General features: G+C 61.5%; 14 protein-coding genes. 4 read left to right on the top strand and 10 right to left on the bottom strand.

Annotated elements, in window-relative coordinates; genetic code table 11:
• Positions 1 to 126: 126 nt before the first annotated feature.
• From AC07V4_RS24940 to AC07V4_RS24920, 5 genes are read right to left on the bottom strand one after another with little or no spacing between them, the layout of a single operon-like run.
• Positions 127 to 1386, bottom strand: coding sequence for an NAD(P)/FAD-dependent oxidoreductase (locus AC07V4_RS24940; RefSeq protein WP_492638393.1), 1260 nt, complete (start codon positions 1384 to 1386; stop codon positions 127 to 129).
• A gap of 3 nt (positions 1387 to 1389) precedes the next feature.
• Complete coding sequence (locus AC07V4_RS24935) at positions 1390 to 2961, bottom strand: aldehyde dehydrogenase (NADP(+)) (RefSeq protein WP_492638394.1); 1572 nt, start codon at positions 2959 to 2961, stop codon at positions 1390 to 1392.
• Between the two features lie 59 nt (positions 2962 to 3020).
• Positions 3021 to 3968, bottom strand: a complete 948-nt coding sequence (locus AC07V4_RS24930) for a dihydrodipicolinate synthase family protein (RefSeq protein ID WP_492638395.1) — start codon at positions 3966 to 3968, stop codon at positions 3021 to 3023.
• A 34-nt stretch (positions 3969 to 4002) separates the two neighbouring features.
• Positions 4003 to 4929, bottom strand: coding sequence for a 4-hydroxyproline epimerase (locus AC07V4_RS24925; protein ID WP_492638396.1), 927 nt, complete (start codon positions 4927 to 4929; stop codon positions 4003 to 4005).
• A gap of 11 nt (positions 4930 to 4940) precedes the next feature.
• Positions 4941 to 6566, bottom strand: coding sequence for an APC family permease (locus AC07V4_RS24920; protein WP_492638397.1), 1626 nt, complete (start codon positions 6564 to 6566; stop codon positions 4941 to 4943).
• Positions 6567 to 6742: 176 nt separating this feature from the next.
• Between AC07V4_RS24920 and AC07V4_RS24915 the strand changes: the two genes are divergently transcribed.
• The 3 genes from AC07V4_RS24915 (at position 6743) to AC07V4_RS24905 (ending at position 10613) form a co-directional block, all read left to right on the top strand.
• Positions 6743 to 7510: a PAS domain-containing protein gene (locus AC07V4_RS24915; protein ID WP_492638398.1), complete on the top strand. Its 768-nt coding sequence runs from the start codon at positions 6743 to 6745 to the stop codon at positions 7508 to 7510.
• Positions 7511 to 7595: 85 nt separating this feature from the next.
• Positions 7596 to 9662 (top strand): maltose alpha-D-glucosyltransferase, encoded by a 2067-nt coding sequence (treS, locus tag AC07V4_RS24910; protein ID WP_492638399.1) that lies wholly within the window; start codon positions 7596 to 7598, stop codon positions 9660 to 9662.
• Positions 9663 to 9740: 78 nt separating this feature from the next.
• Complete coding sequence (locus AC07V4_RS24905; RefSeq protein WP_492638400.1) at positions 9741 to 10613, top strand: alpha/beta hydrolase family protein; 873 nt, start codon at positions 9741 to 9743, stop codon at positions 10611 to 10613.
• Between the two features lie 6 nt (positions 10614 to 10619).
• Here AC07V4_RS24905 and AC07V4_RS24900 read toward each other — a convergent pair whose 3' ends face one another.
• The 3 genes from AC07V4_RS24900 to AC07V4_RS24890 are packed head-to-tail and all read right to left on the bottom strand — an operon-like array spanning position 10620 to position 12230.
• Entirely contained in the window at positions 10620 to 11327 is a 708-nt protein-coding gene (locus AC07V4_RS24900) for a 2OG-Fe(II) oxygenase (protein WP_492638401.1), read from the bottom strand.
• Entirely contained in the window at positions 11327 to 11593 is a 267-nt protein-coding gene (locus AC07V4_RS24895) for an Ada metal-binding domain-containing protein (protein ID WP_492638402.1), read from the bottom strand. The genes AC07V4_RS24900 and AC07V4_RS24895 overlap by 1 nt, the downstream gene beginning before the upstream one ends.
• Positions 11577 to 12230 carry a 2OG-Fe(II) oxygenase gene (locus AC07V4_RS24890; RefSeq protein WP_492638403.1) on the bottom strand — a complete coding sequence of 218 codons (654 nt, stop codon included), beginning with the start codon at positions 12228 to 12230 and terminating at the stop codon, positions 11577 to 11579. The genes AC07V4_RS24895 and AC07V4_RS24890 overlap by 17 nt, the downstream gene beginning before the upstream one ends.
• 138 nt (positions 12231 to 12368) lie before the next feature.
• Here AC07V4_RS24890 and AC07V4_RS24885 point away from each other — a divergent pair, with 138 nt between their 5' ends.
• Positions 12369 to 12920: a GNAT family N-acetyltransferase gene (locus AC07V4_RS24885; protein ID WP_492638404.1), complete on the top strand. Its 552-nt coding sequence runs from the start codon at positions 12369 to 12371 to the stop codon at positions 12918 to 12920.
• A 1-nt stretch (position 12921) separates the two neighbouring features.
• On the opposite strand, the gene AC07V4_RS24880 is transcribed toward AC07V4_RS24885, so the two are convergent.
• Positions 12922 to 13833, bottom strand: a complete 912-nt coding sequence (locus AC07V4_RS24880; RefSeq protein WP_492638405.1) for a LysR family transcriptional regulator — start codon at positions 13831 to 13833, stop codon at positions 12922 to 12924.
• Between the two features lie 81 nt (positions 13834 to 13914).
• Positions 13915 to 14925 (bottom strand): aldo/keto reductase, encoded by a 1011-nt coding sequence (locus tag AC07V4_RS24875; RefSeq protein WP_492638406.1) that lies wholly within the window; start codon positions 14923 to 14925, stop codon positions 13915 to 13917.
• Between the last annotated feature and the right edge of the window lie 134 nt (positions 14926 to 15059).

The following is a 15059-nucleotide window of genomic DNA, read 5'->3' as shown; positions in this document are numbered from 1 at the left end:
GCCAATCTCCTGTGGGAGCTGTCGAGCTTTAGCGAGGCTGCGAAGGCGGCGGCACAGGCGAACTATTCATCGGCAGTGCCGCCCCCTTCGCAGCCTCGCTAAAGCTCGATATCCCCCACAGGCTTTTTAGAAACGATCCAAACGATAGGCTCCCTGAGTCGGTAAACCCAGGTGCAACTGCTCAGGCTTGAGCAGTTGCACGACCATTTCCGCCGTAACCGCCGCCTGTGTCAGCCCCAAGTGCTGATGACCGAACGCAAGCAACACCTTGCCGTTGCATACCCGATCAATGATCGGCAGCGAGTCGGGCAGGGACGGCCTAAACCCCATCCAGGGCGTGGCGCCTTGCGCACTCAGGTCGTGCCGAAACAAGCCCTGGCTCAAACGGTGCAATTGCCAGGCACGTTGCATATTGGCGGGACGATCCAATCCGGCAAACTCAACCGTGCCGGCCAGGCGCAGGCCGCCGGCCATGGGCGTCATGATGAACTTGCGCTCAAGGGACGTGACCGCAAACGGCAGGCGATCTCGTTCTTGGGGCAGCATCAAGTGATAGCCTCGTTCGGTATCCAGTGGGACTTTTTTGCCGGTCAACGCAGCCGTGAGCCGGGCCGAGTGCGCACCACACGCGATCAGCACCTGGCGTGCCGTCACCACGCTGTGGTCGGTCATCAGCGAGACGCCGTCGTTCTCGACACGCCCATCCACAACGCGCTGCTTGATGAACTGCACACCCTGGACCTTGGCGGCCTTGACCAACTCGCCGACCACTTGGAAGGGGTCGATAAAGTGCCCGGTGCCTGGAAAAAACAGCCCCCCTTGGATATCGTCGCTCAACTGCGGCGCTGCTTGGCGCACCGCATCGCCCGACCATAAATCCACTGCCACGTTTTGCTGTTGCATGCGTTGCTGCAACGCCTCAATGGCTGCGCGGGATTCGGTACGCTCAAACACCAGCAGCGAGCCGTCCTCACGCAGCAGTTGCGGCTGCTCGATCGAATGCAACAAGCGTTGCCATGCACCCAGGCTGGCCTCATTGAGTGCACGGATACCCGCCACCGTACGCCGGTAACTGGCCGGGCGCAGGTTCAGCAGCAACCGCACGAACCAGGGCAGGGCACGGGGCAGGTATTTCCAATCCAGGCGCAGCGGCCCCATAGGGTCCATCAGCATGGCCGGCAGGCGCTTGAGGATCGACACATCGGCGATCGGAAACACCTGCTCCGTCGCCAAGTGCCCGGCGTTGCCATAGGAGGCGCCCATCCCCGGCGCCTGCGGGTCGATGACCACGACGCGGTAGCCCTGACGCGCCAACTGCAAGGCACAGGCGACGCCGATAATGCCTGCGCCGATGACGGCGATATCGGCGGTATGGGTGTCGGACATGGCCTAGGCCTCTCTCTGGCCGTTGAGCAGGCGTCGCAGCAGCAAGGGGTTGTCCTGGCGCAGCGCTTGGGGCAGCAACGTATCGGGGAAGTCCTGGTAACACACCGGCCGCAAAAACCGCTGGATCGCCGCAGTACCCACCGATGTGCTGCGCGAGTCGGAAGTGGCCGGGAACGGCCCGCCGTGGACCATGGCATCACACACTTCCACGCCGGTCGGCCAGCCATTGACCAACAAGCGACCCGCCTTGCGCTCCAGGATGGGCAGTAAAAGCCTGGCGTGCTCCAAGTCGCCTTCATCCAGATGCAAAGTGGCCGTGAGTTGGCCTTCCAAGTGCTCCGAGACTTGGCGAACTTCCTCCGCGTCGGCACACACCACCACCAGGGACGCTGCGCCAAACACTTCGGCTTGCAGGTGCTCATTCGTCAGGAAGGCGCTGGCCTGGGCGACGAACAGATGCGCCCGGCCCTGGTTCGGGCCGTCGGCCGGTAAACCTTGTGCGGCGATCTCGGCATGACCGGCCAATGCTCCCACGCCAGCCGAGTAGGCGCTGAAAATACCGGGCGTCAGCATGGTCTGAGCCGCGCATGGCGAAAGCAGCTCCCGTGCCGTGCCGATGAAACGCTCCAGTGCCTCTCCGGCAATGGCAATCACCAGGCCAGGGTTGGTGCAAAATTGCCCGGCGCCTTGGGTCAGTGAGGTGACAAAGCCTTGGGCCAGACCTTGCGCACGCGCTTGCAGCGCGGCGGGAAACAGATACACCGGGTTGATCGAACTCATTTCCGCATACACCGGAATCGGCTCTGGCCGTGCCTGGGCAGCTTGAGTCAGCGCGATACCACCGCTGCGTGAGCCGGTAAAACCGACGGCTTTAATGCGTGGGTCACTCACCAGCGCCATACCGACTTCGCGGCCGGAACCGTACAGCAGCGAAAACACGCCCTCGGGCAAACCGCATGCTTTTACCGCTTGGGCCAATGCACGCGCCACCAACTCGCTGGTGCCTGGATGGGCGCCGTGAGCTTTGACAATGACAGGGCAACCGGCCGCCAAGGCCGAGGCGGTATCGCCACCCGCAACCGAGAATGCCAGCGGGAAATTACTCGCGCCGAAGACGGCCACCGGCCCGAGCGGTATATGGCGTTGGCGCAGGTCTGCCCGAGGCAGTGGTTGTCGTTCAGGCTGGGCAGTATCCACCCGCACATCCAGCCACTCACCGGCCCGTACGGTACGTGCGAAGGTGCGCAACTGCCCGCAGGTACGGCCTCGCTCGCCAAGGATGCGTGGGCGTGGCAGACCGGTTTCGGCCACGGCGCGTTCGATCAGCTCATCGCCGAGCGCCTCGATATGGTCGGCAATGGTTTCGAGAAAGGTAGCGCGAGCCTCCAGGGAGGTTTCGCGATAGATGTCGAACGCCGCCCACGCCAGGGCACAGGCCCGTTCGACGTGTTCGCCACTGCCGCCGTGGTAGGCGGGTTCCAGCGGTGTGTCGGTGGCGGGATTGATGGCCCGGATCGCTTCGCGATGGCCAGACACGGCGTGTTGACCGATCAGCATACTGCCCGTCAGAGTCATGGGGTCGTCCTGTTAAAAAAGGGATTGGCCGCCGTGGCAGGCACGGCGGCGCGAAAGGGTCAGGCGAGGTTCTGTTCGGCCGACCAGTTGGCGTACCACTGGCGGAACAACGCGTACTGGTTCTCGGCGTAACGACGCTGGGCATCGCTGAGCACATCGGTTTCGTTGAAGTGCAGGGCGTATTGCCGGTCACCGTTGAGCACCATCAGGTGCTTGTAATACAGCACCAGGTCGCAGCCTTCATCGAAGGACGACAACACGGCCAGCGCCGCTTCCAGCTCACGGGCCAGGCGCCGCGCCTTGGCATCACCCTTGGCGGCTTGTTTGCTCAGGGCCACCAATTGCAGCACTTCCCGCGGCAGGGCATTGCCGATGCCGGTGATGGCGCCGGTGGCGTTGCAGTTGACGAAACCATGGACCACTTGGGTATCGACACCGACCATCAAGGTCACGTCATCGTCCTTGGAGGTGATGTTTTCCGCTGCATAACGCAGGTCGGCACCGCCGCCGAACTCCTTGAAGCCGATGAGGTTCGGGTGTTCGCGGCGCAGTTCGAAAAACAGATCGGCACGGGTGGCGAAGCCGTAGTAAGGGCTGTTGTAGATCACCGCGGGCAGGTTGGGCGCCGCCTTGAGGATCGCGGCGAAGTGGGCCTTTTGCGCCGTGGCGCTGGCACCACGAGACAGCACGCGTGGAATCACCATCAAGCCATGGGCGCCGACCTTGGCCGCATGGGCCGCATGGGCCACCGCCTCACGGCTGTTTACCGCGCCGGTACCGACAATGGTCGGCACGCCAGCGGCCACCAGGCGCGCCACACCTTCCTGGCGCTCGGCTTCAGTGAGCAGCGGCCAGTCGCCCATGGAGCCGCAATACACCACGGCGCTCATGCCGATATCGATCAGTTCACGGCCTTTGGCAACCAGTGCGTCGAAGTCAGGTTTGCGTTCTGGGGTGCACGGGGTCATCAGCGCGGGGATGCAACCGGTGAAGATGTTATCGCTCATTGTTTTAGCTCCGTTCAGTTGAGTAAGTGGGGGCTCAGATGCCCCAGGCGAAAGGGTCCTGCGCGTCGATCAGCAAGGTGCTGTCGGCGGTCATGTAGGCGCGGCCGGTGATGTACGGGCGTACGTGTTCGCCGTCCCATTCATAACGACCTTCGAATTGGCTGCCGGTGATGCTGGCTTGCACCCAGGTGTCACCCACCGCGAGTTTTCCATCGGCGGCCAGGCACGCGAGCTTGGCGCTGGTGCCGGTACCGCAGGGCGAACGGTCGTAGGCGCCGCCAGGGCACATGACGAAGTTGCGGCTGTCGGCTTGGGCGTCGTCGGCGAACAATTCGATATGGTCGATCACCGCGTCATCCGCGCCAGAGATGCCCTGGGCCTGCAGGGCCTTGAGCATCGCGCGGGTGTAGTCGCTGAGGGCGTCGACGTTATCCATCTGCAGCCGGTGGCCGTGGTCCGACACCAGGAAAAACCAGTTACCGCCCCAGGCGATATCGCCGCGCACGACGCCGTGCCCAGGCACATCGACCGGGACCCCCTGGCGATAGCGGTAAGCGGGTACGTTGCGCACCGTTACGGCGCCGTCAGCATGCAGCGTGGCCGCCACCGGGCCGACCGGCGTGTCGATCTGGTGCACACCCGGTTCGATATGGCCCAGGTGGTGCAACGAGGCCACCAGGCCGATAGTGCCGTGGCCGCACATGCCGAGATAGCCGGCGTTATTGAAGAAGATCACCCCGCAGGTCGCGCCGGGTGTGATCGGTTCGCAGTACAGCGCGCCGACCAGTACATCGTTGCCACGGGGTTCCAGCAGGCAGGCGCGGCGCCATTGATCGTGATGGGTGCGCAAATGTTCGAGTTTTTCGGCGAGGGTGTTGCCGACCAATTCAGGGAAACCGTCCATGACCAGGCGCGTAGGTTCACCGCCGGTGTGGGAGTCGATAACGTGCAGGCGTTTCATAGAGCGCTCCATCAATGGGTAGCCGGGGACAGTGGGGCGCTGTAGTGCGAATCGCTGACGGCTTCGCTTTCGTCGTCTTCGTTTTCCAGGCGCACCAGGTGTGCCGGTACGCCGGTGGCAGCGCCCCAGTAATAGATACCCAAGGCACAGGCGGCGACGACCAGCGTGTCAAACGGATGGCTGATCACGCCGATGCCACCGAAGCTGCCGAGCTTGGAAAGGAGGATGGTCACCGCATAAAAACCGATCAGCCAGGCCGACGAACGCACTTGCTGTTGGATGTTCAGGTGCGCGGTCGGCACCCAGCGAGCACACAGCAGGTACACCACAAACATCAGGATTTGCAGGCCAAGCAGCCAGGACACGGTGCTCCAACCGGACCAGTACACGATCAGTGCGGCGATGATGAACGACAGCGGGCCGAGTACTGCCATGCCCTTGACGCGGAACGGGCGCACCATCTGTGGCGCATTACGACGCAGCGCGGCGACGGTGACCGGGGCCACGGCGTAACTGAGGATCAGCGCGGCGGAGACCACATTGATCAGCGCCTCCCAGGACGGAAACGGCAGGGTCCAGAACACCGACAAACCAAAGGTCAGCCACAGCGCCGGGCGCGGGATGCCGGACTTCTCGTCAATGCGGGTGAAGATCTTGAAGAAAGTGCCGGTCTGCGCCCAGCCATACACCACACGCGGGGTAGCGTTCATGTAGATGTTGCCGCAGCCGCTGGGTGAGATCACCGCGTCGGCCACCACCAGATACGCCAGCCAACCCACACCCAACGCCAAGGCAATATCGCGATATGGCAGCGCCAGTTCCTTGCTGATCCCGGCCCAACCGTTGGCAAGCATTTCCGTCGGCACGCCACCGAGGAACGCGGTTTGCAGCAACACGTAGATCGCGGTGGACAGCAACACGGAAAGGATCAGCGCAATCGGAATCGTGCGTTGCGGGTTCTTCACTTCACTGGCGACCGAGATGATCGGCGTGAGGCCCAGGTACGCAAAGATCACACCACCGGCCGACACCGCCATCTCAATGCCCGACAGGCCAAACGGTGCGAAGCCATGCACCTGGAAATTCGCCGGCTTGAAGAAGGTGAACAGCACGCCGATCACCAACAGCGGCACGATGAACTTGAACACACTCACCAGGTTATTCGCGATGGCGAAGGTCTTCACGCTGCGGTAGTTGAGGATGAAAAACAGGCACAGCAAGGCAAATTGTATCAGCCAGCCGAGGGTGGTCGGGTCGCTGGAGCCCGCCTTGGTCAGCTCGGGAAACCATGCCGCCGCGTATTGGCGCGAGGCGACCACTTCAATCGCCACCAGGCTGGAAAACGCGATCAAGGTGATAAAACCCATCAAGTAACCCAGCAATGGGCCATGGGAGTACACCGGGTAACGCACCACACCACCGGCGCGGGGCAATGCGGCGCCCAATTCGCAGTACACAATGCCCAGCAGCAGCACTGCAAAACCACCCAGCAACCAGGAGAAAATCCCCGCAGGACCGGCGATGGCAGACACATGGCTGGCCGCGAATAACCAGCCCGAACCGAAGATGGCGCCCAGCCCGATAAAGGTGAGGTCCATCAGTGAAAGTTGTTTCTTGAACTTGCCTTGAGCAGACATGGCGGCGCCTTCTTGTGAGTTATTGGATAGGCATGCAGTGGCGCTATCCTGAACCCATCAAGGGCGTGGTGATTGATGTTTTGCGCAGGTGAGTATGACGAATTCGGCACAATTCTCTGTGCTCGACAGCGCCTCGGGCATGGGGCAATCTGCTCGAAAAAACCGGAGGCTATCCCATGTTGCACACTGCGTTCGCCAGCCTGTGCCAAGGGCGCGAGGCCCATCGCCCCGAGAGCATCGAACAGTTGTTGAGCGGTGTGGCGCAGCTGTTGCCGATGCTGGATGTGATCCCCAACGCCACGATTTTCATCAAGGACGTGCACGCCCGCTACGTGCTCGCCAACCGTACCTTGGTGCAACGCTGCGGCCTCAAACAGTTGCAACCGCTGTTGGGCAAGACCAGCGCCGAAGTCTTCCCCGCGCAACTCGGGCCGGGTTATACCGAACAGGACCGGCGTGTGCTGGAGGAGGGCTTCGTACTTGAGGACCAGTTGGAATTGCACCTCTACGGCACTCGCGAACCCGGTTGGTGCCTGACCCATAAATGGCCGTTGTATAACCATCAAGGCCAGATCATCGGCTTGGCCGGCATTTCCGTCGACCTGCAATCGGCCAGCGAAACCCACCCAGCGTATCAGCGCCTGGCCGCCGTGGATGACTACATCCGCCAGCATTTCAACCGGCGCGTCACCTTGGGCGAGCTGACCCGAATCGCCGGGATTTCCGTGGCGCAGCTGGAACGCTACTGCAAACGCGTGTTCCACCTCACACCCCGACAGATGATCCAGAAAGTCCGCCTGGAACATGCCCATCGCTTGTTGCATACCGAGTTGCCGATCACCGACGTGGCGCTGCAATGTGGCTACACCGATCACAGTGCATTTACCCGCCAGTTCAAGGCGTCCACCGGGTTCACACCACGCCAATATCGCCAGCTGGAATAGTCACCGCCATCGCAATGCAACGAATGGCTGCTGTCGACCCTCCTATGCTTACCAAGGCCCTTTTCACCACACAGGTATCAGGCTTATGACGGCGACGGACAACGATCATGTGAACTGGCTGGTTGGACAATCGATGCTGCACGCGGCGCGCCAGCGGGCCAGGCTCTATTCGGGGCAGGGGCGCTTGTGGCAGCAGCCGTACGCGCAGACGCGGCCCCGTGATGCTTGCGCGTTGTCGTCGGTGTGGTTCACCGCTTATCCGGCTTCGATCGTGACCCGTGAGAATGGCACGGTGCTGGAGGCGCTGGGGGACGAGACGCTGTGGCATGCCCTGTCGAAGATCGGCATCCAGGGTATTCACAACGGCCCGCTGAAAAAATCCGGTGGTCTGTCGGGCCGCGAATACACGCCGACCATCGACGGCAATTTCGACCGGATCAGCTTCGAGATCGATCCGCAACTGGGCACCGAGGCGCAGTTACAGGCGTTGACGCGCATGGCGGCGGCACACAATGCGGTGATCATCGATGACGTCATCCCATCCCACACCGGCAAGGGCGCGGATTTTCGCTTGGCCGAGATGGCCTACGAAGACTATCCCGGCCTTTACCACATGGTGGAAATCCGCGAGGAAGACTGGCCCTTGCTACCTGACGTTGCCGAGGGGCGCGATGCGCAGAACCTCAGCCCGGCGCAGGTGGACGCGCTGCGTGACAAGCATTACATCGTCGGTCAATTGCAGCGGGTGATCTTCTTCGAACCGGGCGTCAAGGAAACCGACTGGAGCGCAACGCCCGTGGTGTTGGGTGTGGACGGCAAGCCGCGGCGCTGGGTGTACCTGCATTACTTCAAGGAAGGGCAGCCGTCACTGAACTGGCTCGATCCTTCGTTCGCCGCGCAACAGATGATCATCGGCGACGCCTTGCATGCTATCGATGTGATGGGTGCCAAGGTCCTGCGTCTGGACGCCAATGGCTTCCTGGGCGTGGAACGCAAGCTGGATGGCACGGCCTGGTCGGAAAGCCACCCGCTGTCGATCACCGGCAACCAGTTGTTGGGCGGTTCGATTCGCAAGGCCGGTGGCTTCAGTTTCCAGGAGTTGAACCTGACCGTGGACGATATCGCCGCCATGTCTCACGGCGGTGCAGATCTGTCCTATGACTTCATCACTCGTCCGGCCTACCAGCATGCGCTGCTGATGGGCGACACGGAGTTTCTGCGGCTGATGCTGCGCGAAATGCACAGCCAGGGCATCGACCCCGGCTCGCTGATCCATGCGTTACAGAACCACGATGAACTGACCCTGGAACTGGTGCATTTCTGGACCCTGCATGCCCACGACAGTTATCTCTACCAAGGCCAGACCTTCCCAGGCAACATCCTGCGCGAACACATCCGAGAGCAGATGTACGAGCGCCTCGCCGGTGAGCAGGCGCCGTATAACCTCAAGTTCGTGACCAATGGTGTGTCCTGTACCACGGCGAGCATCATTACGGCTGCACTGGGTATTCGTGACCTAGAGGCAATCACGCCTGCGGATATTCGCCAGATCCGTCAGGTGCATTTACTGCTGGTGATGTACAACGCGATGCAGCCCGGAGTGTTTGCCTTGTCCGGCTGGGACCTGGTGGGCGCGTTGCCGTTGGCGGCCGAGGAGGTGGCGCATTTGATGACGGACGGCGACACCCGTTGGATTCATCGCGGCGCCTATGACCTGGTGGACCTGAACCCGGATGCCGAGCGGTCGGCGGGGCAGATGGCGCGCTCGCGAACCTTGTACGGCAACCTCAATGAGCAGTTGCAGGACCCGGAATCGTTTGCGTCGCAACTGCAAAAAATCCTCGCGGTGCGCCGCGCCTACGACATCGCGGCCAGCCGCCAGATCCAGGTGCCAGACGTCGAGCATCCAGGCTTGTTGGTGATGGTCCACGAACTGCCAGCCGGGAAGGGCACGCAGATCACGGCGCTCAACTTCAGCGCCACACCCCTTACCGAGACGTTGCATCTGCCCAACATCGGGCCTGGGCCTGTGGTGGATATCATCAATGAGCGAGTCGAAGGTGACCTGACGGCCGAGGGGGCGTTCACCATCACGCTGGATGCCTATGAAGGCCTGGCGCTGCGGGTGGTGAACCATTCACCGATGCTTTAGAAGCAGTCATGAGATGGCAACGGGGCACTGTCAGACTCCGGCATCCGCACTCGGATGTGCTTTGCTCAGGATTGAATCATGCGTCGCTCCATTGTTTTGTTGCTGGGCCTGTGTGGGTTGTTGCCTGCGTTGGCCCTGGCTGAACCTGCGGGCTTCACCACCCAGGAGGTGCATTTCTCCAACGCTGGCATCACGCTGTCCGGCACGGCTTTGCTGCCCGAACACCCGGTGGCTGGTGTCGTGCTCGTGCATGGCTCCGGTCAGGAAAAACGCATGATGAAGGTCGCGACGCTATTGGCGGGACGCGGTATCGCGGTGCTGACCTACGATAAGCGCGGCGTCGGCCAGTCGGGCGGTGTTTACGCCGGGCCAGAGGTCGGCACCAACAACCTCGATGCGACCAATCTGGACACCTTGGCGGGGGATGCGAACGCAGCCGTCACCGCCTTATCAACCCAGCTGGCAGCCGCCAGGGTGCCGCTTGGACTGGTGGGGTTCAGCCAGGCCGGCTGGATCATTCCCATCGCCGCCGAGCACAATCGCGCGGTGAACTTCATGGTGTTGTTCAGCGGACCACTGCTCACGACGCGTGAGCAATTGCGCTTTCAGTTTTTGACCCAGGGCAAGGCGGATTTCTGGAGCCAGCACAGCGAAGCCGAGGTTCGCCGGCACATCGCTGAAGACCCTGATCGCTATGAGTTCACTGACACCGACCCGCGAGTCTCACTGGCCAAGGTTTCAATCCCCGGACTGTGGTTGTTGGGCGGCAAGGATCTGCAAACGCCGGCATTCGTGGCGATGGAACAGCTGGATGCCATGAAGGCTAACGGCAAGCCATTCGAATACCGGCTGTACCCCGAGTTGGGTCACAACGTCTCGCCCGGTGGTGCAGGCCAGTCGGTTGAGGACGCGATTGAATGGATCAAGCACTTGAAGCCTGTCGCCCGCTGAAGGCGGTCATTGGGCATCGTGGAAAATGATACCGAGGGTTCTGCGTTCACCGCGATGAAGGCGGCTTACCCCATGACGTACCGTCATTCGGTAATACCCTCGTGCCGACTGCGTCGGGCGACTGTTCACCGCAAAAATCACCGCCTGGCCCTGGCCGATCGTGACGACCTCCACCTGGCCCGGCTTGTTGGAGGCGGTTTGGGCAAGAATGAATTCGCCGCCGTCGAAATCCACGCCTGGCTGATCCAGCAGGAACACCACCTGAAACGGAAACACCTGCTCGCCATACAGGTCTTGATGCAGACAGGTGTAGTCGTTTTCACGGTAACGCAACATCAACGGCGTGGGGCGGCACTGGCCTGCCTGATGACAGGCCGCTTTGAACGCTGTATGGGTCTCGGGAAACCGCTGGCCGACTTTCAACGCCGAGTGCCAGCGGTTGGCGATGGGTGCAAGGTGGCTGTACAGGCGAGTTCGCAAGTCTTCGACGAGGGGCGGCAGGGGATATTTGAAATATTGGTATTCCCCCCGGCCGAAGGCGTAGCGCTCCATGATGATACGGCTGCGAAAGTGAGTGTCATCGGCATAGAGCGCTGCTAACTGCTCGCAGTTTTGTCGAGTGATCAAAGGCGCAAGCAGGGCAAACCCGTCGTTCATCAAGGCTGTTTCGACGGCGGACCAGTCGATATTCTGCAAGTCGGTTTGAGTGGTCATCAGAGCTCCTGAAGTTTCCATTGGCGATATTCGACAGGCATGCAGATGGCGCAGGGGCGATAACCGGCCGCGATGGCACTGGCTTCGTCGAGAAAAAATACGCGGTCCTTCACATAGCCTCCGCGGGCAATAGCCCTCAATGCGGCGGGGCAGTCGAGCTTTCCATAGCGTTTGCCGCGCCGATGCCCCCCCAGCGTTCCGGGCTGCCGGCTCAGGCAGGGTTTGCCAGCGCTGCCCAGCAGCGTCCACTCACGCGGTTCGGTCATGGCGTGGCGCTGGAGCGAAATGAAACCCCAGGGAAAACCCAAGGCGTTCGCCGCTTTTTACCCGGCTGATGGCGTGCTTCATATTGACCTGGTAGTAACCCTTGTTGCCTTTGAACGGGCGTTGAGCCGTGGTGATGATTGCCAGATCGCCCCGACGCAGTGGCACCACCATAGGACGCGATTGCATTCTTGGGCGCTGTTCCGTGAGGACAAATTCACCGCCGGTGAAGTCCTTGCCGACGCAGGACAATACGGCGACCAACTGGAATGGAAAGATGTATTCGCCGTCGGCATCCTGCCCAAGCGACAGGTATTGCGCCTCACGCAAGCACGTCAGATGGGAAAGCTCGTGCTGCTGCCCGACAGCCAAACAATGTGCCTCAAACTCCGCTAGTTGCGGCGGGAAGCGGTAGGTCAGCTGACGTATTGCATGCCATTGGTTGGCAAGCTGCGCCAACGGAGGATAAAAGCCGCGTTTAAGGTCGTTCATCCAGTCTGGGAGCTGCTTGCGCACAGCACGCTCGTCAAACTCATCACCGCCAAGAAAATCCCGAAGCACGGCAAAGCCTTCCTGACTGAGTTGCAGGTGAATCCGGTGCCAATCAAGGCATTCGATGTCGCAAGTGATGGGGTTCATGGCGGGCTCAGTCAATCAAGCGATGGGTTCGCGTTTGAGCCAGTGTAGAAAGCGGGGGCGTTGCATAAACTCCGGTTCTTGCGCTGTAAATCGATCAAGTGCAACTTACAAACCTTTGCGAACGTTTGGAGAACATGGATGCAATCTCTGCCCCTCTCTGCGTCAATCGTGGGTGAGCTCATTGAGCTACGCCCGCTGCAAGCCGAGGATTTCGACGCGCTATACCTAGTCGCATCCGACCCATTGATCTGGGCCCAGCACCCGAGCCCGACGCGTTATCAGGAGGCGGTCTTTCGCCAATGGTTTGATGAGGCCATGAAGTCCGAAAGCGTGCTGGTCGTTATCGACCGCGCCAGTCACCAGGTTGTCGGCAGTTCTCGTTATTACGAATTCAACGAGCAAACCCGTGAGGTGGCGATTGGGTATACGTTCTTGGCGCGGGAGAAATGGGGCGGTGGGGTGAATGGCGAGCTCAAGCGCCTGATGCTCACGCATGCCTTCCAGTGGGTCGACACCGTCTGGTTTCATATTGCGGGGCAAAATGTCCGTTCGCAGCGGGCCATGGAGAAAATCGGCGGGACGTTCTCCCACACGTCGATCAAACAGCTGGCCGTCGGCACCCAGGAGAACTTCTTTTATAAAATCGAACGCGCCACGTTTGAGCTGCGTAACTCGGTGGCCGCTACCTGATTCAGGCTGGGTGAGCCGGCTCGGCCAGCGCCAGTACCTGCTCGCGGAACACACTCACGATCGGGCGCAGGTCAACCTTGTGCCAGGCGGCCCATAGCCGTACGCAGGGTCTGAACCAGTCCAGCTCACGCAACACCACCGTCGGGCCTGCGCTGGTGGCCAGGCTGCTCTGCACCATGGCCAAACCCAACCCGGCAGACACCAGCCCCAGCACGCTCAGCGGGTCAGTAGCCTCCAGTGACAGGCGCGGGACGAAACCGGCATCGGCGCAACGGGCGATGAAATCGTCGCGTTTGTTGATTTGGTCGGGTTGGCCGCCCGTGATGATCCACTCCTGCTCGTGCAGGTCGGCGGGGGTGAGTTCGGCCTTGGCTGCCAATGGATGCTCGGCCGGAATGGCCAGCAGCATGGGATCGTTCAGCACGGGCAGGGCGATCAGGTCGGGGTCGTTGTCGGGCGCGGGCTCGCAGACCAGGGCGATGTCCAGGCTGCGCTGGCGCAGGCCTTCGAACTGTTCGCGCGGGGTCATGTTGTAGAGGGCGATATGAATCTGCGGGCGCTCGCTACGGATCGCCCGCACCGCGCCTGGCAGCACGCCGGCATGGATAGCGTGGTTGACGTAGCCGATGCACAGGCCACCTTCCTCGCCGCGCCCCAGGCGTTTGCCCAGGGACTCCAAGCGCTCGGCGTGCTTGAGCAGGCCGCGCGCTTCGGACAGGAAGGTGCGCCCATCGGCGGTGAGGAACAACCGCTGGTTGCGTCGTTCGAACAAGGCCAGGCCCAGGTGGTCTTCAAGTTGAGCAATTTGCCGGCTCAGGGGCGATTGAGAGATGTGCAACTGCTCCGCCGCACGGCCAACGTTTTCGCATTCGGCGACGGCGACAAAATAGCGCAGCTGACGTAGATCTTGCATGGCACCTCCTGATGATTGCCTTACCTTTTACTCGGGTGTTCCGGGCTTGACCAGCGTACCTGGGATCACAACAGGTCAGTATTAAACGGCCGGCACCGGCGGCAGGGCATTGATCAAGCCTTGCTGACGCAGGTCGTTCCAGAACGCGGCAGGGATCACCGCGCTCAGCGCGGCGTGGTCCTCGTTGGCGTGCAGTGGGCGTGTGGAGCCGGGGATCGCCGCGACCACGGCCGGGTGGGCCAGGGCAAACTGCAAGGCGGCGGCCTTGACGTCGACGCCATGGGCACGGGCCACTTCACGGATGCGCTCAAGCTTGTGCAGCACTGGCTGGGTCGCCTTCTGGTATTCAAAGTGTTCACCCCCTGCGGTCACACCCGAGCTGTACGGGCCACCGACCACAATGCCGACGCCTTGCTCCAGTGCTTGCGGCATCACGCGTTGCAGAGCGCGATCATGGTCCAACAACGAGTACCGGCCGGCGAGCAGGAAGCCATCGGGCTGCGGTTCGTTCAGGTCCAGGGTCAATTCGATCGGCTCGACACGGTTCACACCCAGGCCCCACGCCTTGATCACGCCTTCTTCACGCAGGCGAGTCAGCACCCGGAACGCGCCTTTGCGCGCGGTCTCAAAGCGCTCCAGCCACTCGTCACCGTAGAAGTCCTGGGCGATGTCGTGAATCCAGACAATGTCCAGGCGATCAGTTTTCAGGCGGCTCAGGCTGTCCTCGATGGAGCGCAAGGTGGCGTCGGCGCTGTAGTCATTGACGATGCGGTTGCGGTTGCCGTGTTCGAACAGGCCGCTCTTTTCGCCCAGCTCACGGCTGCTTGGATCTTCCAGTTCATCCAGGATGATCCGGCCGACCTTACTGCTCAGCACATATTCGTCACGGGGACGGCCCTCCAGGGCATCACCCAGGCGTGACTCGGAAAGGCCTGCACCGTAGAACGGTGCGGTGTCGAAGTAACGCACGCCATTGTTCCAGGCGGCATCGACCGTGGCTTGGACTTCGGCCTGCGGTACGTTGCGGAACATATTGCCTAGTGGCGCGGTGCCGAAGCCCAGCGGGTTGGCGATCAGGGATTTGAGGTTCATCTGTATTTTCCTGGTAAGGGGAGCGGGTTATGAACTCCGATGGCGGCAATCCTATGTCGCGCCTCCCAAGACCGTCCAAGTCATAATTCGACAGACTTGAGACCTTTCGTGCATTTTTACATTCAGTTTGCAGA

It is taken from the genome of Pseudomonas sp. GW821-FHT03A09 (assembly GCF_059421065.1).
Note: the sequence above shows the minus strand (reverse complement) of the source record. Positions and strands in the feature narration are given on the sequence as shown.